This window comes from Streptomyces sp. SBT349, from assembly GCF_001083795.1.
Lineage (GTDB): Bacteria > Actinomycetota > Actinomycetes > Streptomycetales > Streptomycetaceae > Streptomyces.
The window spans coordinates 1-20,705 of sequence record NZ_LAVK01000050.1 but is presented as its reverse complement, the minus strand read 5'-3'; the positions used below and the strand labels follow the sequence as shown (position 1 = coordinate 20,705).

8 protein-coding genes are annotated in these 20,705 nt (G+C 74.9%); all 8 read right to left on the bottom strand.

Annotated features, from left to right (window positions below; all coding sequences use genetic code 11):
• Nucleotides 1–6: 6 nt before the first annotated feature.
• The 8 genes from ADY01_RS09085 to ADY01_RS09050 all read right to left on the bottom strand — a co-directional run bounded on the left by ADY01_RS09085 (nt 7) and on the right by ADY01_RS09050 (nt 20,624).
• Nucleotides 7–1,374, bottom strand: coding sequence for a diaminopimelate decarboxylase family protein (locus ADY01_RS09085; RefSeq protein WP_049568692.1), 1,368 nt, complete (start codon nt 1,372–1,374; stop codon nt 7–9).
• Between the two features lie 70 nt (nt 1,375–1,444).
• The gene (gene panD, locus ADY01_RS09080; protein WP_049568689.1) at nt 1,445–1,813 is read right to left on the bottom strand and encodes an aspartate 1-decarboxylase; all 369 of its coding nucleotides are present in this window, start codon (nt 1,811–1,813) and stop codon (nt 1,445–1,447) included.
• Nucleotides 1,814–1,843: 30 nt separating this feature from the next.
• The gene (locus tag ADY01_RS09075; RefSeq protein WP_049568685.1) at nt 1,844–2,857 is read right to left on the bottom strand and encodes a GNAT family N-acetyltransferase; all 1,014 of its coding nucleotides are present in this window, start codon (nt 2,855–2,857) and stop codon (nt 1,844–1,846) included.
• 14 nt (nt 2,858–2,871) lie between these two features.
• Nucleotides 2,872–3,531, bottom strand: a complete 660-nt coding sequence (locus tag ADY01_RS09070) for a Pr6Pr family membrane protein (RefSeq protein ID WP_049568680.1) — start codon at nt 3,529–3,531, stop codon at nt 2,872–2,874.
• On the bottom strand, nt 3,528–3,746 hold the full coding sequence (locus ADY01_RS09065; RefSeq protein WP_049568678.1) for an MbtH family protein: 219 nt from the start codon (nt 3,744–3,746) through the stop codon (nt 3,528–3,530). The genes ADY01_RS09070 and ADY01_RS09065 overlap by 4 nt, the downstream gene beginning before the upstream one ends.
• Nucleotides 3,743–4,732, bottom strand: coding sequence for a TauD/TfdA family dioxygenase (locus tag ADY01_RS09060; RefSeq protein ID WP_049568675.1), 990 nt, complete (start codon nt 4,730–4,732; stop codon nt 3,743–3,745). The genes ADY01_RS09065 and ADY01_RS09060 overlap by 4 nt, the downstream gene beginning before the upstream one ends.
• Entirely contained in the window at nt 4,729–12,723 is a 7,995-nt protein-coding gene (locus ADY01_RS09055; RefSeq protein WP_049568671.1) for an amino acid adenylation domain-containing protein, read from the bottom strand. Before ADY01_RS09055 ends, ADY01_RS09060 begins: the two co-directional genes overlap by 4 nt.
• Nucleotides 12,720–20,624 carry a non-ribosomal peptide synthetase gene (locus tag ADY01_RS09050; protein ID WP_234320145.1) on the bottom strand — a complete coding sequence of 2,635 codons (7,905 nt, stop codon included), beginning with the start codon at nt 20,622–20,624 and terminating at the stop codon, nt 12,720–12,722. Before ADY01_RS09050 ends, ADY01_RS09055 begins: the two co-directional genes overlap by 4 nt.
• Nucleotides 20,625–20,705: the final 81 nt, after the last annotated feature.

Genomic DNA, 20,705 nt, shown 5'->3' with positions numbered 1-20,705 from the left:
GGGGGCTCATCCGCCGGCTCGGCGGTCCGGGCCGGCGTCGGCGTCCGGGTCGATGTCCGGGCCGGCGTCGGCGTCCCCGTAGAGGCTGGCCAGCATCCGGGCGCGTTCCTCCGGGCCGAACACCCTTCGGACGGCGCCCTCCTCGAAGACGGCCAGATCGGGGAGGTCGCAGCCCCACAGCTCGCTGTACGTGGTGGTGTAGGCGCCGCAGTCGAGCAGCGCCAGACCCGAGGCCAGCACGGAGTCCGGGAGCGGGGCGTTCAGGCAGAGCACTTCGGGCACGGCGATGCCGTCCGAGACGTGGTACGTGTGCCAGGAGCCGTCCTCCTCCCAGCGCAACGGCACCGGGGGATAGGCCCGATCGGAGAACGGGGCCAGCACGTTGGTCCCGATCTCCGTGATCGCCCACCGGGTGCCGGCCGTGTGCTTGGTGCCGAGGATGCGGGTGAAGGCGATCGCCGCGTCGGAGACGAGGTGGCGTCCCGGTTCGAGGACCAGGCGCAGGCCCGGCCGTGTCCGGCGCAGCCCGTCCCTCGCGGCGTCGGCGAAGTCGTCGCAGGTCACGCCCGTTCGCTCCAGCACGGAGCGGGATTCGAGGCCACCGCCCAGGTTGATGATCCCGACGGGCCGCCGGTCCGTCGAGACGTCCGTGGCCAGGTCGCCCAGGATGCCGGCGAAGGCGCCGAACTGTTCCGGGTCCACGCATTTGCGGAGCTGGTGTCCGTGCACGCCCACCGTGCCCACGTCCGGGGACCGCAGGGCCGCCTCCACCAGTTCGGCCGCGTCCTCGACCGGCGTGCCGAGTTTGGAGTTGCCCCCGAAGAACGTGCCGGTGGCGAAGGCGCTGATCCGTATCGTGACGTCCGGGCGGACGCCGAGCCGCCGGGCCGTCGCGCACAGGGCGTCGAGCTCCTCCCGGCCGTCGATCCCGATGAGTCCGGCGCCGGAGCCGAGGAGGTCCTCCCGGGAGGACTCGTCACGGCGCACGGCGTTGGCGACCACGGAGTCCGGGGCGAATCCGTGGCGTCGGGCGAGACGCCATTCGAAGGGGCTCATGACCTCCACCCCGGCACCGGCCGCCCGCAGCGCCCGCAACACCGACGGCACGTAGCAGCTCTTCAGCGCGAAGTGGACGGACATGGAGGAACCGAAGTGCCGGGCGAACGCCCGGCGGATGTCGCGGTAGTTCTCCACGGCCCGCTGGGGAAAGAAGACGATGGCGGGATGCCCCCCGGACCACAGCGCGTCCGCCGGAGTCCCGTAGGCGTGCAATCGGCCGGCGTCGAAGCGCGTGTACGGAAGGACGCTGTCGATTTTCCGCAGTTCCTGCGGGGAGAGTCCGCGCAGCCGTATGTCGGTCGATACCTCGTCCATGCGCTGTGCCTTCCAGGTCCGGCGTCGTGGCGTGCCGCCGCGGTCGTGTCATGACGATGTCGTGGGCCCATCAGCGGGAGGGCGGGGCGCCCTGGACGGACTGGACCTCGTTCCCCTCGCCGAGCAGCACGACGGTGGGCTTGTGGCTGCCGACCTGGTCCTGGTCGATGTCGCAGTAGGTCAGCACGATGACGATGTCCCCGGGCTGGACCAGCCGCGCCGCCGCCCCGTTGAGGCAGACCTGGCCCGGCCCGCCGCCGATGGCGTAGGTCTCGAAGCGCTCGCCGTTGTTGATGTTCAACACGGTGACCTGCTCGTTCTCCGCGATGTCGGACAGCGACATCAGGTGGGGATCGAGGGAGATGGACCCGACGTAGTTCAGGTCGGCTTCCGTCACCGTGGCCCGGTGCAGCTTGGACTTCAGGAAGCGACGTCGCATGGTGGTGCGTTCCTCTCCGCGTGTGGCCGGTCAATCGCCGAAGGGCTTGCGGTAACGGCCGAACTCCGCGACGCGGCGGAATCCGGCGCTCTGGTACAGCTCGTAGGAGCGGTAGGGGTTGGCGGACCCGGTGAACAGCCGCACACCGCCCGCGCCGTGCCGGGCCAGGGCGTGCAGGCCGCTGATCAGGAGCGCCCGGCCGAGTCCCCGGCGTCGCCGGTCCTTGCGGACGCTCAGCTCGCGCACCTCACCGACGGGGCCGCCGTCCGGTCCGGCGTCACCCGCTCCCGCGACACCTCCTCCGGCGACACAGAGCGCCGCGCCCACCACCTCGGAGCCGTCCCAGGCGACCTGCCAGTGCGCCGGCTCGGCCCGCCGGGCGAACTCCTCGAAGTCCCAGCCCCCGACGTTGCCGGTGTCGGCGTACGCCTCCCGGACCATCTCCCAGACGGGCCGGTAGTGGGACTCCTCGGCGGGCCGCAGGCGGGCGCCGCCGGGCAGTTCGCCGGGCAGCGGTGGCAGGTCCCCGAGGCCCGCCCGCTCGAACTCGGTGACGCTGAACACGCGCCGGTACCCCAGGTCGGTGAGCAGCGCCACGCTCTCCGGCTCGACGTCGGCGGCGTTGGCCGCGAAGCAGGCGCGATCGACGGTGCCGTGCGCACGGGCCAGCGCGGCGATCCGCTCCTCCGCCCACCGCACCATCGCGGTCCCGGCGCCCCTGCCCCGCAGGGCGGGAAGCAGCCAGCCGCGGTGCAGGTGGACCTCGGTGCCGTCCTGGTCACGCCACGAGGTGATGGTGGCGTACCCGGCGACGGAGCCCTCGTGCTCGACGAGCACCTGGTCCCGGTGCGGATCGCCGGGCGCCGCCGCCGCGTCGGCGACGGCCCGCGAGGTGGGCAGCGGCTCGACCACCGACCGGGGATCGATGCCGCCGCCGCCGTCCCGGCACGCCAGCCGGACCCGGAGGATGTGCGGGTGATCCGTCTCGCCCCGGTAGGGGCGGAAGGCGAATCCGGGGGGAACGGGCACCGACGCGCTGTCCACGGGCATCCTTCCTCTCATGTCCTGTACGCGATGCTCGCGTCCTCGATCCGTTTCAGGCGACCGGCGGCGAGCACGGCGTATCCGAGCACGGTGAATCCGACGAGGAAGGCCGCGATATGGGTGATCAGGCCGTCGACGCCGACGCTGTCCGGATTCAGGAAGTAGTAGGGATACCGGTCGGTCAGCGATCCGCGAACGAGCACGGTGGTCACATAGCAGACGAGATAGGCCAGCCACGCCAGCGGGTACCAGGTCCGGCGCGGCGGGCCGTTCGACGGGTCGCTCGATGCGCCGTTCCGCGTGCCGTTCGTTCCCGTCACCACCCAGTCGGTGAGGACCGCGGCCGGGACGAGGACGTGCGCCAGCGTGTCACCCAATCCGTAGGAATCCCAGCCGTCGGCGAGCAGCAGGCTGTACACGATTCCGGTGATGAGGATGTACAGCGTGACGGCGCCGCGCACGAACAGCGCGGCCTCCTGCCGGCGTTCCTGCCGCGGCGCCGGCCATGCCGCCAGCCAGAGGAAGCAGAGCGCGACCATCACGTTGCTCTGCTGCGTGAAGGACATGAGGCTGTCCCCCGCGGTCGGGTAGGCGGTGGTGTTGATGGCCAGTCCGGCGATGGCCGCGGCCGCGATCACCAGGCGCCACACGCGTGACTGCCAGTTCTCGGTCACTGGCCCCGCTTCTCCATCTCCCGTATGAGGCTGGCCGGCCGCATGTCGGTCCAGTTCTTCTCGACGTAGTCGAGACATTCCTCGCGCCCGGCCGGACCGTGCGCCGTGGTCCAGCCGGCGGGGATATCGGCGAACGAGGGCCACAGGGCGTGCTGGTTCTCGTCGTTCACCACGACGAGGAACTCACCACTGGGGTCGTCGAAGGGGTTGGTCATGACGCGGTCCTTTCTGGTGCTGCCATACCGACAAGGATCTGGCGGGGAGGTTCATAGGGGGAGCGGCCGTGTGCGGTGAGCATGTTGTCCAGCAGGAGCACGTCTCCCTGTTTCCAGGGGAATTCGATCCGCTCCGCGTCATAGGCGGCTCTGAGCTCGTCCATGACCTCGGGTTCGATGTCGCTGCCGTCGCCGTAGTACGTGTTGTTCGGGAGGCCCTCCACACCCAGGGAATCGATCAGCACCGAGGAGAGATCCGCGCCGAGCGTGGAGACATGGAAGAACGTGATGTGGTTGAACCACACCGGTTCCCCCGTCGAGGGATGACGGGCCACCGCGGGCCTTCTCTGCCGCGTGCGCAGCCGGCCTTCCCCGGTCCATTCGCAGGTGATGTCGTTCGCCTCGCAGTACCGCCGCACCTCCTCGGGGTCCTGGGTCTGGAACGCCTCCTGCCAGCTGAGCCCGAAGCCGTCGGAGAACGTCCGGGCGTACACGTAGCCCTGCTCGGCGAAGCGGTCCCGGATGGGCGCCGGTATCCGGTCGTGGATCCGCCGGCAGTCGGCGAGGGGGGTGGCGCCGCCCGACGCGGCGGGCTGGGCGCAGTAGAAGCAGATGTACCGGGGCCAGGTCACGTTGTAGGACTGCTCGTTGTGCAGGTAGATGGGCTCGTGGGGCGGGTGGTCCGTCGAGGTGTAGACGTTCCGGTAGACGGCGTGCCGGGGCGAGGAGCGCTCCACGTAGTCGAGGGGGTCGCCGCACACGCGGGCGACCAGTTCCTCGAACGTCTCGGCCGAGACGTTCTCGAAGCCGCGCAGCAGTACGGCGCCGTGGCGGGTGATGCGGGCGCGCAGGGCGTCGGCGCGCGCCGACGCCCAGCTCACCAGGTCGAGCGGCGCGCCGGCCGGTTTGACCGCCAGCGGCATCAGCCGCTGGCCGAACAGCGGCCGTTCGACGACTTCGGTTCCCCACTCTGGCTGGTTCGTCATGACACGTCCTCCGCTTCGTTCGTTCCGTTGCCCCTGGCCGCCTGGCCGGCCCCTCCGGTCGCGCGGACGGGAGTGCGGCGCGCGCCGCGGAGCCGCAGCGCGCTGGCGGCCTCACGCTTCTCGCGCTCGGCCCCTCGCCGGCGCTCCCGGTCCGCGTCCAGCTCCGCGACCAGGCCGGAGAGCCGGATGCCGGGGGTCCCGGTGACCCGCGCCAGCACCAGGCGCAGCTGTTCGAGGAGCAGCCGGACCACGGAGGCGCCGAGCAGATCCGTGTCGTACTCGGCCGACAGGCGCAGCACCGGGCCGTCCTCGACGACGCGGACGTTGAGGTCCACCTGCGAGGTGCCACGGCTCGCCTCGAACGGTTCGAGGCGCAGGCCGGGCAGTTCGAGCCGCTGCTCGGGCACGTTGTGCATCACGAGCTTGACCTGGACGACCGGCGCGTGGCCCACGCTGCGGCGCGGGCTCACCGCGCTCACCAGCCGCTCGAAGGGCAGCTCCCTGTGGTCGTAGGCGCTGAGCGTCGCGCCGCGCACCCGGCCGAGCACCTCGTGGAACCGGGGGTCGCCCGACAGGTCGGCCCGCAGGGGGAGCTGGTTGACGAAGAACCCCATCAGGTCCTCCAGCGCCTCCTCGTCGCGGCCCGCCACGTCGGTGCCCACGACCAGGTCCTCCCGCCCGGTGCGGTGGTGCAGCACGACGGCGAACGCGGCCAGCAGGCACATGAACGGCGTGACGCCGGAGCCGGTGGCCAGGCCCCTGACCGCGGCGGTCAGCGGCGCGGGCAGCTCGGCCGTCTCACTGGCGCCCCGGCCGCGCGACGCGCCGCGCGGCCGCCCCGGGGCGAGGTCGAGCAGCGGGGGCGCGCCGTGGAGCTCCCGCCGCCAGTGGTCCTCCAGCCGCGCCAGCGCGTCGTCGTCCAGCACCGCGCGCTGCCAGGCGGCGTAGTCGGCGTACTGGACGGGCAGCTCCGGCAGGGGCGAGGGCTCGCCCAGGGCGAACGCCCCGTACAGCGCCGTCAGTTCGCGGATCAGCACCCGGATCGACCAGGCGTCGCTCGCGATGTGGTGCGTGCTCAGCACGGCCACGTGGTGGTCCTCGCCCAGGTGGACGAGGGTGGCGCGCAGCAGTGGCCCGCGTTCCAGGTCGAACGGCTCGCGCACGGCCGCGCGCACCGTCCCGCTCAGCGCGGCGTCGGGATCCGGCTCGCCGCTCAGGTCGGCCCGTTCCAGCCGCAGCGGGGTGTGCGGCCGGACGAACTGCGCCGGCTCGCCGTCCTCGTCCGCCCCGAACGTGGTGCGCAGCGCCTCGTGCCGCCGCGTGATCTCCGACAGCGCGCGCTCCAGGGCGTCCGTGTCGAGCGCCCCCCGCATCCGCACGGCGGCGTGCAGGTGGTAGGCGGCCGACTCCGGGTCCGTGTGGTGGAGGTACCACAGCCGCCGCTGCGCGAAGGACAGCGGCCTGCCCCGCCCGTCCTCGGGGGCGGCGCCCGCGGCCGGCGGCCTCCGCGCGCCGCGCGGCCCGGCGCGCAGCGCGGTCACCCGCCGCGCCAGCCGGGACACCGTCGGGAAGGCGAAGACGTCGCGGACCGTCAGCGCCACACCCCAGGCGGCGCGGACGCGGGCCAGCACCTGCATGGCGCTGACGGAGCTGCCGCCGAGCTGGAAGAAGTCGTCGTGCACGCCCACGTCCTCCCGGCGCAGCACCGACTCCCAGTCGGCGCGGATCGCCTCCTCGACCGGGTCGCCCGGCTCCCGCCTCGCCGCCGGAGCGGCCGAGGCGCCGCGCCCGGCGCCCGCCTCGGCGGCCAGGGCGCGCCGGTCCACCTTGCCCGTGGGCGTCAGGGGCATGCGGTCCACGGTCACGACGCGGAGCGCGACCGCGGCGGGCAGCCGTTCCCGGGCGAACCGGGCCACCTCGGCGGGCGGTTCGCCGCCGCGCGTGACGACGCAGGCGAGGAGCGCCGGGGCGTCCGCGGCGCCGGTGACCACCACGGCCGCCTGCCGTACGCCGGGGTGTCGCAGCAGGACCGCCTCGATCTCCGCGGGCTCGACGCGGACGCCGCCGAGCTTGACCTGGTCGTCCGCCCGGCCCAGCAACTCGATCTCGCCGCCCGGCAGGTGGCGCCCGAGGTCACCCGTGCGGTACAGGCGCTCCCCGGTGCCGAAGGGGCTCGGCACGAACCGCCCGGCCGTCGGGCCCGGCGCCCCGGCGTAGCCGCGCGCGACGCCCGCGCCCCCCACGTACACCTCCGCGACGGCGCCCACGGGGGCGGGCCGGCAGGTGGCGTCGAGGAGGTAGGCGCGCGCGCCGTCGAGGGGCCGGCCCACCGGGACGCGCCGCGCGGGCGGGGCGTCGCGGGGGAGTTCGTGGTGGGTGGCGTCCCACGCCTCGGTCGAGCCGTAGACGTTCACGAGCGTCCGGCCCGGCAGCCGCTCCTCGAACAGCTCCACCAGGCGCGGCGGGAGGGGCTCCCCGCTGGTCGTCCACAGCCGCAGCGCGGGCAGTCGGCGCTCCAGCGGGTCGCCGTGCCCCGGAGCGTCGCCGTGCTCCAGCAGGGCGGCCAGCAGCGTCGGCACGAGCAGGATCCGGGTGACCCGGTGCCGGGCGAGCAGCGCGACGAGCCGTGCCGGGTCGTGGACCGCCTCCTGGGGCACCAGCAGGGACGGCACCCCGGCCAGCAGCGGCCCCAGCGCCTCCGCCAGCGCGTCGACGAATCCGATCGGCGTCTTCTGGCAGCCCCTCTCGCCGGGGCCGAACGGGTGGGCGCGCCACGACCAGGCGAGCCGGTGGTGCACCTGCCGGTGGGGCAGGGCCACCGTCTTCGGCCGGCCGGTCGAGCCGGAGGTGGTGATCAGGGCCGCCAGGCGCTCCGGGTGGATCTCCAGCCCGGGGTTCTCGGCGGGGCACCGCTCGATGGCCTCGCGGTCGCCGTCCAGCAGGACCATCACCGGGGGGCGGCCCGCCCCCGGCTCGGGGGCCAGGTCCCGCCGCGCCACCAGCACGGCGGGCGCGGTCCTTCGCAGGAGGTCGGCGCGGCGTTCCGGGGGCAGGGCGGGGTCGATCGGCAGGTAGGCGGCGCCCGCCTTGAGGACGGCGACCATGGCCGTCGTCAGGTCGAAGGACCGCTCCAGGCACACGGCGACGGGCGCCTCGGGCGTGACGCCGCGCGCCAGCAGGAAGGCGGCGAGGCGGTTGGCGCGGTCGTTGAGCTGGGCGTAGGTCAGCCGCTCCGCGCCCTGGAGGAGGGCGGTGCCGCCCGGATCGAGGCGCACCCGTTCCTCGAACAGGGCGGGGAGCGACCGGTCGTCGTGTGCCACCCCGTGGCCCGTGTCGTTCCACTCGCGCACGACGCGGTCCCGCTCGGGCCCGGACAGCGCCTGGTGGGTCTCGTGGCGTCGCTCGGGTCCGGCGGCCATGGCGGCGAGCACGCCCGCGTAGTGGCGTGCCATCCCGGCGAGCTGCCGTGCGCCGATGCGGGAGGGGTCGCGGTGGAGTTCCAGCCGCAGCCGGGAGGAGCGGGGGTCGACGCTGAACTCCGCGAAGAGCCCGAAGGCGGTGCTGTTGGCGTCCGTCGCGCCGAGCAGTTCCAGACCCTCGGTGTTCCGCAGCAGGTCGTAGACGTGGAAGTGGACGAAGTTGAAGGCCGTGTCCCGGTAGGCGGCGTCCTGCCCGCCGTCCGCACGCGCCATCGGGTAGCGCCGGTGGGGCAGCGCGGAGCGCTCCTCCTCGAACGTCCACCGGGCCAGGTCGGCCCAGCTGCCGGGCCGCAGCGTCGCGGTCTGCGGCACGACGTTCACGAACTGGCCCAGCACGCGTTCGCCGTCGGTCTCCTCCAGGCGGCCGTTGACGACCAGTCCGGTGGACACGCGCGAGCCGCCTGTCAGGATGCCGAGCACCTTGAGGTGAGCGGCGAGGAGCACGCTCTTGAGCGGCACGGCCGCCCGCGCCGCGAGATCGCGCAGGCCCCGCTCGACGTCCTCGGGCACCTCCACCTCGCTGCGTGGCGTGGCGTCCTGGCCGGTCACGGCGGGATCGTCGATGTCGTCCGGCCCGTCGGGCTGCCAGGGGGGCAGCCGCCCGGCGGTCCCCGCGAGCCGTTCCGTCCAGTAGCGGTGCTGCTCCCGCGACGCGATGGCCTCCCGCTCGGCGCGGACGAAGTCCCGGTACAGGCTGGCGGGCGGTTCGGGTGCCGTGTCCCGGCCACCGAGGGCGGCGGTGTAGCCGTGGAGCAGCTCACTCAGCAGGGACGCGCTGCTCCAGCCGTCCAGGATCAGCGCCGAGGTGCTCAGCGACAGCTGGAAGCTGTCGTCGGTCAGCCGGCAGACGTGCACGAGGAACAGCGGCGGCGCCGCCAGGTCCGCCTCGCGGCGCCGCTCGCGCCCGGTCCAGTCGGCGAGCCACGCCTCCCGCTCCTCGGGCGGCAGGCCGCGCAGGTCGGCGACGTCGAGCGGGACGTCCACCTGCTCGTGGACCAGCTGGAGCGGCTCGGCGTAGCCGCCGACGTCCAGGGAGGTGCGCAGCAGCGGATGGCGCGCGCACAGGCCGGACAGCACCTCGCTCAGCCGGTCGCGGTCGAACCGTCCGCGCAGGTGGAGGCCGAGCACCTGCCGGTACAGCGCCTGGTCGGCGGCGAACTCGGTGTCGAAGAGACTGCCCGCTTGGGTGGCCGACAGCGGGTAGGCGTCCCGCACCGAGGCGGGAAGCCGTTCCCGGTCCTCCGGCGAGATCAGTTCGAACGGCCGGCTCGCGGGGCCGGCCGGCCCCGCCGCGGTGGCGGCGCGCGCCAGCTCGCGCACCGTCTGGTGGGCGACGACCTGCCGCACCGAGAGATCCAGCCCCAGCTCGCGGGCGCGGGAGACGACCTTGATGCTGAGGATCGAGTCGCCGCCGAGCACGAAGAAGCTGTCGTCGATCCCGACGCGGTCCACGCCCAGCACGCTCACCCACACCTCGGCCAGCGCGTGCTCGGTCTCCGTGACCGGGGCGGCGTAGGCGCCGATCTCCGGCCGCTCGTCGCCGGGTTCGGGCAGGCGGCGGCGGTCCACCTTGCCGTTGGCGGTGAGCGGCAGCGCGTCGAGGAACACCAGCGACGCGGGCACCATGTGCTCGGGCAGACCACGCCGCAGGTGCGCCAGGATCCCGGTCGGCGAGGGGCGGGGCTCGCCGGTCACCAGGTACGCGACCAGTCGCGCCGGCCCCCGCTCGGGCCCGTGGCCGGTCACCACGGCGGACCTGACCTCCGGGTGGGCGGCCAGCGCCGCCTCGACCTCGGCGGGCTCGATCCGGAAGCCGCGGATCTGGACCTGGTTGTCCACCCGGTCGAGGTAGTCGAGGCCCCCGTCGGGCAGACGGCGGGCCCGGTCGCCCGTCCGGTACAGGCGGGCGCCCGGCTCGGTGGCGAACGGGTCGGGGACGAACCGCTCGGCCGTGATGGCGGGCTGCCCGGCGTAGCCCCGGGTGACGCAGGCCCCGCCGATGTACAGCTCGCCCGGCACGCCGACCGGCACCGGGCGCAGGCGGTCGTCCAGCAGGCGGAGGGTGGCCCCGGCCATCGGGTGGCCGATCGGGACGCGCGGCGCGGTGTCCTCGGGGCGGCAGCGCCACCAGGTGACGTCGATGGACGCCTCGGTCGGCCCGTAGACGTTGTCCAGGCGGACGTCGAGTTCCCGCAGGAAACGCCGCTCCAGCGCGCGCGGCAGCCGCTCGCCGCCGGAGAGCACCAGCCGCAGGCTCGTGCACTCGGCGACCGCGGGCTCCGCGAGGAACGGTTCGAGCATCGAGGGCACGAAGCGCAGCCGCGTCACCCGCTCCGCCCGCACCACGTCCACCAGGTACGACGGATCGCGGTGACCGCCCGGCACCGCGACCACCGCGCTGCCACCGCACAGCAGGGGCAGGAAGATCTCCTCGATGGAGGTGTCCACGCCGACCGGGGTCTTGAAGAGCACCCGGTCGCTCTCGTCGAGCCCGTAGGTGTCACGCAGCCACAGCAGGCGGTTGAGCATCCCCCGGTGCGTCCCCATGACCCCCTTGGGAGCGCCGGTCGAGCCCGAGGTGTGGATGACATAGGCGAGCGAGTCGCCCGTGACCGCGACGCGCGGCGGCTCCTGCGCCGTCTCCTCGCCGGGGGGAGCCAGCACCACCATGCCGTCCGTGGCACCCCCGGGCAGCGGGCCGGAGGCGGTGACCACCAGGCGCACGCCCGCCCCGAGCAGCATCCGGCGCAGCCGCTCCGGCGGGTGACCGGGATCGACCGGCACGTACGCGGCCCCGGCCTTCAGGATGCCGAGCAGCGCGACGACGAGGTCGGGCGAGTGGTCGAGCGCGACGCCCACGGGCGTCTCGGGCCCGGCGCCGTGGTCGCGGAGCCGGTGGGCGAAGGCGTTGGCGCGCTCGTTCACCTCCCGGTAGGTGATCCCGGCCTCGCCGCTGGTGAGGGCGAGGGAGCCGGGGGCCTTCCGGGCCCGCTCGTCGACGAGCTCGTGCACCAGGCGCCCGGCGGCCGGCGGGTGGGGCGGGCCTCCGTCACCCGGCGGGGCGCCCCCGGGCCGCTCGCCGTCGCCCGCCAGGTCGATCCGCCACAGCGGGGCGCCGGGGTCGGCGACGGCCCGCTCCAGGAAGGCGGTGAATCCGTCGGTGAGCCGCGCGACGGCGGCCTCGTCGAACAGGTCGGTGGCGTACTCGGCCCAGCAGGTCAGCCTCGGCTCGTCGGAGAACATGAACGTCAGGTCGAACTTGGCCGTGCCGTTGTGGACGTCGTACGACTCCATGGTGAGGTCGGGGGTGGCGGCCGCGGGGGAGGGGACGTTCTGCAGGACGAGCATGGCCTGGAAGAGGGGGGTGTGGCTCAGGTCCCGCTCGGGGCGCAGCTCCTCCACCAGGCGCTCGAAGGGCACCCCCTGGTGCTCGAACGCGCCGAGCACCGTGCGCCGTACCCGTCCCAGCAGGTCGGTGAACGACGCGCCACCGGACACCCCGCCGGACACATCCGTGCGCAGCACCAGGGTGTTGGCGAAGAACCCGACCAGGCGTTCCGTCTCCGCATGCTCCCGGTGGGCCACCGGCGTCCCCACGCACACCTCCCGCTGGCCCGCGTACCGGCCCAGCACCGCGGAGAACGCCGCCAGCAGCACCATGAACACCGTCACCCCCTCACGCCGCGCCAGCTCGCGCACCCGCCGCGTCACCTCGTCGGGGAGCGTGAACTCCCGGCGGCGGCCCTCCCCCGAGCGCTGCGCCGGCCGGGGCCGGTCGGTGGGCAGGTCGAGCAGCGCCGGGGCACCGGCGAGCTCCTCGCGCCAGTACGCCAGGCCGGCCGCCAGCCGCTCGTCCGTCAGCGTCTCCCGCTGCCAGGCCGCGTAGTCGGCGTACCGGATCGGCAGCGGTGGCAGCGGATCCGGCTCGCCGGTCGCGAACGCCCCGTACAGCGCGGCGAGTTCCTCGACCACGATGCTCAGCGACCAGCCGTCCGCCGCGATGTGGTGCACCGTCAGGAGCAGCAGGTGGTTCTCGGTGTCGCGCCGCAGCAGGCGGACACGGAGCGGCGGCCCCTCGGCGAGGTCGAACGGCGTCCGTGCCTCCTGGAGGGCGAGGCGGCGCACCGCCTCCTCGCCCTCGCCGGCCGGGACCTCCGTCACCGGCAGGGGCTCGGCGGGCGGCGCGGCGACCGAGGTCACCAGCGCCCCCTCGCGCAGCGTGAACCGCGTCCGCAGCGTCTCGTGCCGCTCCCACAGCGCGGCCACGGCCCGCTCCAGCGCCCCGGCGTCGAGCGGTCCGCGCAGCCGGACGGCGGCGTACACGTGGTAGCCCGGATGGCCGGGGGCGAACCGGTCGAGGAACCACATGCGCTGCTGCGCGAAGGACGGCGGCGCCCAGGGGGTGGGGGGACGGGGCGTGATGGCGTCGCCCTCCCGCTCCCTGCGCAGCATCTCCAGCAGCGCCCGGCGCTCCGGCGACAGGGACCTGATCCGTTCCGGGAGTCCGCTCACGACTGCCCCCTCTCGCGCAGCATCCGGGCGACCTCCTCGTCGCTCAGCCCCTCGACGGCGGCGACCATGGTCGCGAGGTCCTCCTCGGCGTCCTCGGCCTCCTCGCCGAGCCGCCGCTCGATCTCGGTGGCCAGCCCGGCCACCGAGTCGGTGTCGAACATCACCCGCAGCGGCAGGTCGACGCCGAGTCGCTGCCTGATGCGGGACACCACGCGGGTGGCCATGAGCGAGTGACCGCCGAGCTCGAAGAAGCGGTCGTCGGCGCCGATCCGCTCCCGGCGCAGCACCTCGGCCCAGATGGCGGCCACCGCGCGTTCGGTGTCGGTGCGCGGCGCCACGAACGGCGCCCGTGCCGGTGACCCGTCGGCCGCCTCGGGCAGCGCCGCCCGGTCCACCTTGCCGTTGGCGTTCAGCGGGAAGGCGTCGAGGCGCACCAGGACGCCGGGCACCATGGAGGCGGGCAGCCGCTCGCGGAGGAACCGGGTCAGCTCCGCGGCGAGGCGGGCGTCCCCGCCCCCCTCCCCGCCGTCGCCGTCGCCGTCGGGGCCGGGGGCGGGGTCCGCCACGACGTACCCCGCCAGGCGCGCCTCGCCCCGGTCGTCGCGGCGGGCGACCACGAGCGCCTCGCGCACGGCCGGGTGCCGTTCCAGCGCGGCCTCGATCTCGCCCGGTTCGACGCGCAGGCCCCGCACCTTGATGAGGTTGTCGGTGCGGCCGAGGAACTCGATCGTCCCGTCCGCGTGACGGCGGACGCGGTCCCTGGTCCGGTACATGCGGGCGCCGGGCTCCGCCGAGAACGGGTCGGGCAGGAAGGTCTCCCCCGTGCGCCGGGGGTCGGCCAGGTAGCCGCGCCCGACGCCCACGCCGCTCAGGTAGAGCTCGCCGGGCACGCCGACCGGAGCCGGGGCCAGCCTCGGGTCCAGCACGTAGGCGCGCATGTGCGCGATGGGGCGGCCGATCGTGACGATGGGCGGTGAGCCGTCCAGTTGCCCGGCCTCCCCGATCGCGACATGGCACTGGTCGTCGGAGCACTCCGTGGCGCCGTAGGTGTTGAGCAGGGGCACGCCGGGCCAGCGGGCCAGCCACTCGCGGGCCGAGCTCGCCATGAGCGCGTCGCCGGTGGGCACCAGCCAGCGCAGGGCGGACAGCGGCGGGCACCGGTCGCCGAGCTGCCCGGCCTCGTCGAGGAGCGCCCGCATCATGCTGGGCACCACCTGGAGCACGGTCACCCCTCGCCGCTCGGTCCAGGTCAGCAGCCGCGCGGGGTCGTCGGCGATCTCGTCGGGCAGGATCTCGATCGCGGCCCCCGCCGTCAGCGCCGCGAGGAACTGCCAGATGGACACGTCGAACGACTGCGGGCCGTTCTGCGCGACCACGTCCGCGGCCGTGATCCCGAGGTCCGCGATCTTGGCCCGGACGTGGTTGGTCATGCCCAGGTGCTCGACCATGGCGCCCTTCGGCACGCCGGTCGAGCCCGAGGTGAACAGGACGTAGGCCAGGCCCTCCGGGCGGCAGGCGGGCGCGCCGGGCTCCGCGTCGGCGCCGCCCTCCGGCGCGGCGCACACCTCGGCGAGCGGGACCACGGGCGGCCCGGCGTCCGCGCCGAGCGCCGCCGCCACCTCACCGGCGCGCTCCCCGCCTGCCAGGACCAGGGCGCTGCGGCCCCGCCGCACCACCTCCGCCGTGCGGTGCAGCGGCTGCCGGGGATCGGCCGGCAGGAAGGCGGCGCCCGTCCGGAGCACGCCGAGCAGGACCACCAGGTAGTCGATGTCCCGGTCGGCGAGCACGGCGACCACGTCCTCGCGGCCGACGCCCCGTCCGCGCAGGGCGCGGGCCACGCCCCGGGCGCGGCGCTCCAGTTCGCCGTAGGTGATCTCGCGGTCCAGGCAGCGGGCGGCGAGCCGGTCCGGCGCCGCTGCGGCCTGACGCGCGATGAGCGCCGGCACGGTCTCCTCGGGCGGTGCGCCGCGCGCGGTGTCGTTCCACTCCACGAGGATCCTGGCGCGCTCGGCCTCGTCGAGCAGCCGCATGTCCGCCACCGGCCGGTCCGGTTCGGCCACGGCCGACCGCAGGAACGTCTCCAGATGGCGGGCGAACCGGTCCATCGTCGCCGCGTCGAACAGGCCGGCGTCGTACTCCAGCAGGCCGGTGAGGCCGCCGGGCTCGTCGGTGAGCTCCAGGGACACCTCGTACTTCGCGGCCCCGTTGGTCAGGGTCAGCGGGCTGACCTCAAGGCCCGGGAGCCCGGCGGGTGCCAGCGGCTCGTCGTGGAGCATCAGCATGGCCTGGAAGAGCGGGGTGTGGCTCAGGTCCCGCTCGGGGCGCAGCTCCTCCACCAGGCGCTCGAACGGCACGGTCCGGTGCTCGAACGCGCCCAGCACCGTGCGCCGTACCCGTCCCAGCAGTTCGGTGAACGAGACCCCGCCGGACACATCCGTCCGCAGCACCAGGGTGTTGGCGAAGAACCCGACCAGCCGTTCGGTCTCGGCGCGTTCCCGGTTGGCCACCGGGGTCCCCACGCACACCTCCCGCTGGCCCGCGTAGCGGCTCAGCACCGCGGAGAAGGCCGCCACCAGCACCATGAACACCGTCACCCCCTCCTCCCGCGCCATGTCCCGTATGCGCGCGGTGAGTTCACGGGAGACGGTGATCTGGCGGAGCCCGGCCGGGGCGCCCGCGCCGGGGGTACGCGGCCGGTCGGTGGGCAGGTCGAGCAGCGTCGGGGCACCGGCGAGTTCCTCGCGCCAGTACGCCAGGCCGGCCGCCAGCCGCTCGTCCGTCAGCGTCTCCCGCTGCCAGGCCGCGTAGTCGGCGTACCGCACGGGCGCGGCGGGCGGATCGCCAAGGACATCCCCGTCGCCGTCGGCGTAGCAGCGGGAGATGTCGTCCACGAGGACCCGCAGCGACCAGCCGTCGGCCACCACGTGGTGCAGGACGACGACGAGCAGGTGCTCGTCCGCGCCCAGCCGTATCAGCCGCATCCGCAGCGCCGGGTCGGCCGCCAGGTCGAAGGGGCGGCCCGCCTCCTGGCGCGCGAGACGCAGCGCCTCCTCCGGCCGTTCGGCCTCCGGCAAGCCGCTCAGGTCGGTGACGGGCAGTTCGACGGGTCCCGGCTCACCGGCCACCTGCACGGGCTGCCCGTCCACCACGGGGAAGGACGTGTGCAGGACGTCGTGCCGAGTCGTGGCCCGGGTCAGGGCGCGCTCCAGCGCCCCGACGTCCAACGGGCCGCGCAGCCGCAGCGCGTACGGCAGGTTCAGCGCGGGGCTGTCCGGCTGGTACTGCTGGAGGAACCACAGCCGCTGCTGCGCGAACGAGAGCGGCGCGGGCCCGTCCCCGGCGTGCCGGGGGATGAGGGCCGCCGGGCCCGATCCCGCCCGCTCGTCCACGAGCGCCGCCATGGCCGCCACGGACGGCGCCGTGAACAGCTCGCGCGCGTCGACCGCGACGTCGCACGCGGCCTGGATCCGCAGCGCCAGGCGCATCGCGGTGAGCGAGCTGCCGCCCAGATCGAAGAGGCTGGCGCCCAGCGGAACGGCCGTGGTGCCCAGCTCCTCGGCCCACAGCGTCCGCAGCCGCCGCTCCGTTCCGGTGAGCGGCTCCGCCTCGGCCGGCCGGGGGAGCGGCGCGCCGGGGGACGCCGCCAGCGCGCGGCGGTCGGTCTTGCCGCTCGGGGTGAGGGGCAGCGCGCCGGTGAAGACGTACGCCGCGGGCAGCAGCGCCGCCGGGAGCCGTTCGGCGAGGAACCGCCGCAGCGCGCGGTCCTCCGTTCCCTCCTCGGCGACCACATGGGCGACCAGCCGCGGTTCGCCCCCGGCCTCGGCGGCGGTGACGGCGGCGGCGGTGACCCGCGGGTGCCGCACGAGTGCGGCCTCGATCTCAGCGGGCTCCACCCGCACCCCTCGGACCTTCACCTGCGCGTCGGCGCGGCCCAGGAGCTCCAGCGTCCCGTCGGCCCGGTAACGCGCCAGGTCCCCGGTGCGGTACAGGCGGGCGCCGGGTTCCGTGGCGAAGGGATCGGGCACGAACCGCTCGGCGGTGCGCGCCGGGTCGTTCAGGTAGCCGCGCGCCAGGCCGGGCCCGCCCACGCAGAGCTCTCCCGGCGCGCCGACGGGCACGGGGCCGGCCGCGCCGTCGAGCAGGTGCACCCGCAGGCCGGTCAGGGGCCGCCCGATCGGCACGCTCCGGGTGACCTCACCGGCCGGTGCCGGGGAGGCCGCCGTGCCCGCGTCGTACCAGGTGGCGTCGGCGGCGACCTCGGTGGAACCGTAGAGGTTCAGCAGCCGGGCCCGGGGCAGCAGTTCCCGGAAGCGCGGCAGCAGGTCGGGCGGCAGCGTCTCGCCGCTGACCGTCACGCACCGCAGCGCGGGCAGTCCCTCCGCCGAAGCCTCCAGCGCCACGAGCAGCACCCGCAGCAGCGACGGCACGACGACGAGGCGGGTGACCCGCTCCTCGCGCAGCGCGCGGACGAGGCGCGAGGCGTCGGCCGTGGTGTCCTCGTCGAGCACGGCGAGCGGGACGCCCGCCAGCAGCGGCCCGAACAGCTCCGCGACCGCGTCGACGAAGGTGCCGGCGACCCGTTGGCAGGCCACCTCGCCGGGCGCGTAGGGGTAGGTCTCCGCCATCCAGCGCAGGCGGTTCACCACTCCCTCGTGGGTGCCGACGACCCCCTTCCGCGCCCCCTCGGAACCCGAGGTGTACAGCACGTACGCCGCGTTGGCCGGTGTGGTCACGCCGGGCAGCGGGGCGTCGTCCACGTCGTCGAGCACGGACCACGCGTCGTCCAGGACGATCACGGGCGTGGCGGTGGCGGTGGCGGAGACGGCCCCGGCGTGGCGCTTCTCGGCCAGCACCAGCCGCGCGCCGGAATCGCCCAGCGTCCGGGCCAGCCGGGGCGCCGGCTCACCCGGGTCGAGCGGCAGCCAGGCGGCGCCGGCCTTGAGGATGCCGAGGACCGCGACCACCGAGGTGACGGACCGGCCCGCCGCCACGGCCACGGCCTCGTCGGCGCGCACGCCGCGGGCGCGCAGGAGCCGCCCGAGCTGATCCGAACGGCGGTCCGCCTCCCGGTAGGTCAGCCGGCGCCCGCCGTGGGTGACGCAGACGGCGTCCGGTGTCCGCGCGGCCTGGGCGGTGAACAGCTCGTGCAGGCACGCGGGTCGGCCCGGGTCGCCGGAGTCGTTCCACCGCCGCAGCACCCGCTCGCGCTCCGCCGCGGTCAGCAGCGCGAGCCCGTCCAGCGGGGCGCCGGGCCGGTCGGCCACGTCCCCGAGGAGGTTCACGTAGTGGCGGGCCCACCACGCGATGGTCCCGGCGTCGAACAGGTCCGTGCGGTAGTCGAAGTCGAGCACCAGGCCGCCGTCCTCCTGGACGGCGTTGAGCGACAGGTCGAACTGCGCGTGCGCGACGGGCAGCCGGGCCCGCTCGGCGTCCACGCCGTCCAGCCGGGGAAGGACGGCGGGCCGGTCGAGGTTGAACACCGCCTCGACGAGGGGGGAGCGCGCCGGGTCCAGCGTGATCCCGAGCCGGTCGACCATCGCGCTCAGCGGGAACTCCTGGTGCTCGTAGGCGTCGAGCAGGTGCTCGCGGCACTGGGCCAGCAGCTCGCGGAACGCCATCCGGCCGCCGAGCCGTGACCGCAGCGGCAGGAGGTTGGTGCCGTGGCCGACCATCCGCTCGGAGCCGGGCATCGTCCGGGCCGCCACGGGGACGCCGACGACGAGGTCGTCCTGCCCGGTGAGGCGGTGCAGCAGGGCCTGGTAGGCCGTCAGCAGCAGCATGAACGGTGTGCTGCCGGAGCGGGTGGCCACCTCGCGCAGCCGGCCCAGCAGCTCCGCGTCCACGGTGACGGTGTGCCGGGCGCCGCCGAAGGTGCGGACGGCCGGGCGCGGGTGGTCGGTGGGAAGGTCGAGCACCGGGAGCGGGCCGCGCAGCCGCTCGGTCCAGTACGCCTCGTGCCGGGGGTCGGTGAGCCTGCGCTCCAGCCAGGACGCGTACTGCCGGAACGTGACGGGCGCGGGGCGCTCGTCGTCCTCGCCCCGCCGCTGGGCGGCGTAGGACGCGGTGATCTCCTCCAGCAGGAGGCCGAGCGACCAGCCGTCCGCCACGATGTGGTGGGCCGTCAGCACGAACAGGTGGCTGTCCTCGCCGAGCCGGACGAGGCGGGCCCGCAGCAGCGGGCCCCGTGCCAGGTCGAACGGCCGGCGCTCCTCGGCGGCGATCTCGGCGAGCAGGTCCCCGGTGACGGCCCCGGGCCGCTCGGTGACGGGGAGGCCGGGGCCGGACCGCCGCACGGCGCGCTGGGTGCCGTGCTCGGCGTCGAAGACCGTGCGCAGCGCCTCGTGGCGGTCCACGACCCGGTGCAGCGCGCGGCCGAGCATGGACGTGTCCAGCGGCCCGTTGAGCCGCAGCGCGGTGGTCTGGTGGTAGGCCGCCGAGCCCTCCGGGTCGAGGGCCGCCAGCGACAGCAGCGGGCGCTGTCCGCCGGTGACGGCGTAGGCGGTGCTTCCCGGGGGCGAGGAGGGCAGCCGGCCCATCGTCCGCAGCGCGGCCACGCTCTCCCGCACCGAGACGACGATGCGGTCGATGTCCTCGTCGGTGTGCGCCGTGGACAGGAACGCGTTGTGGCCCTCCCGCATGTGGATGCCGCGGTGGACCAGGTGGTGGTAGAGGAGGTGGATGTCCTGGCCGGAGGCGAAGCGGAAGAGCGAGCCGAAGTGCACCGCGCTGATCGGCACGGCCTCGGCCTCGAACACGTCGTTGAGCCGGTCGGCCATGGCGGTGGTCCGCTGGTTCAGCTCCTCCTGGAGCCCCGGGCCGCGCCGGGCCAGTTCGGTGAGCACCGCGTGCGCGCCGGCCATGGCCAGGGGGTGCTTGCAGAACGTGCCCGCGAAGAACGTCGTGTCCGCCGCGGGGTAGGAGTCGTCCCCGTAGCGCCAGGCGCCGCCGTCGATGGCGTCGAGGAAGCGCGCGTCGCCCGCGACGGCCCCGATCGGCAGGCCACCGCCGATGACCTTGCCGTACGTGGCGAGGTCGGCGCGCACGCCGAACAGGGCCTGCGCTCCGCCCGGGTGCGACCGGAACCCGGTGATCACCTCGTCGAAGACGAGGGCGGTCCCCGACGCCTCGGTCAGCTCCCGCAGCCGCCGCAGGAACGCGGCGGGCCGCACGTCGGGGCGGCGGCTCTGGACCGGCTCGACCAGCACGGCGGCGAGTTCGTGCCCTCGCGCGGCGACGACCTCCAGCGACCGGGGGTCGTCGTAGTCGAGCACCAGCAGGTCGTCCACCATGTGCTGCGGCACGCCCGGGGCGATGGGCGTGGTGGGCGCGTCGGGCCGCAGCCGCCGGCGCCTGCCCAGGGTGCCGTCGAAGACGCCGTGGTAGGAGCCGGCGAACATGGCGACCAGGGTGCGGCCGGTGGCGGCGCGGGCCAGCCGCAGCGCCGTCATCACCGCCTCGCTCCCGGAGTTGCAGAAGGCCACCCTGGCCATGGCCGTCTGCTCGCACAGCAGGGCGGCGACGGCTCCGGAGAGAGGGGACTGGACGCCGACGTGCACGCCCCGGTCGAGCTGCTCCCTGATCGCGTCGGTGACGAAGCCGGGCGAGTGGCCGAAGAGGTTGACCCCGTAGCCCATCACCACGTCGATGTACTCGTTGCCGTCCACGTCCCACAGCCGTGAGCCCCGGGAGCGGTCGGCGGCGACGGGATAGAGCATCTCCTTGACCGACATGTGGAAGTCGGACAGCACGCGGTTGTCGTTGTCCGCGAGCCTGGGGCGGTGGCGCGCCGCCAGGCGCTTGGACCCCGGGGTGCGGGCGCAGTAGCTCTCGACGAACTCGGCCAGCTCCCGCCGCCCGCCGGAACCGGCGTCGTCGGCCACCGTGATCGGCCGGTAGGGCACGAACGGCGCGGGGTGCGGCGTCTCCGCCTCCGGGTCCGAGGGCGGGGGCGCGGGCGCGGGCGCCGGCGCCCGCGCCCGCGC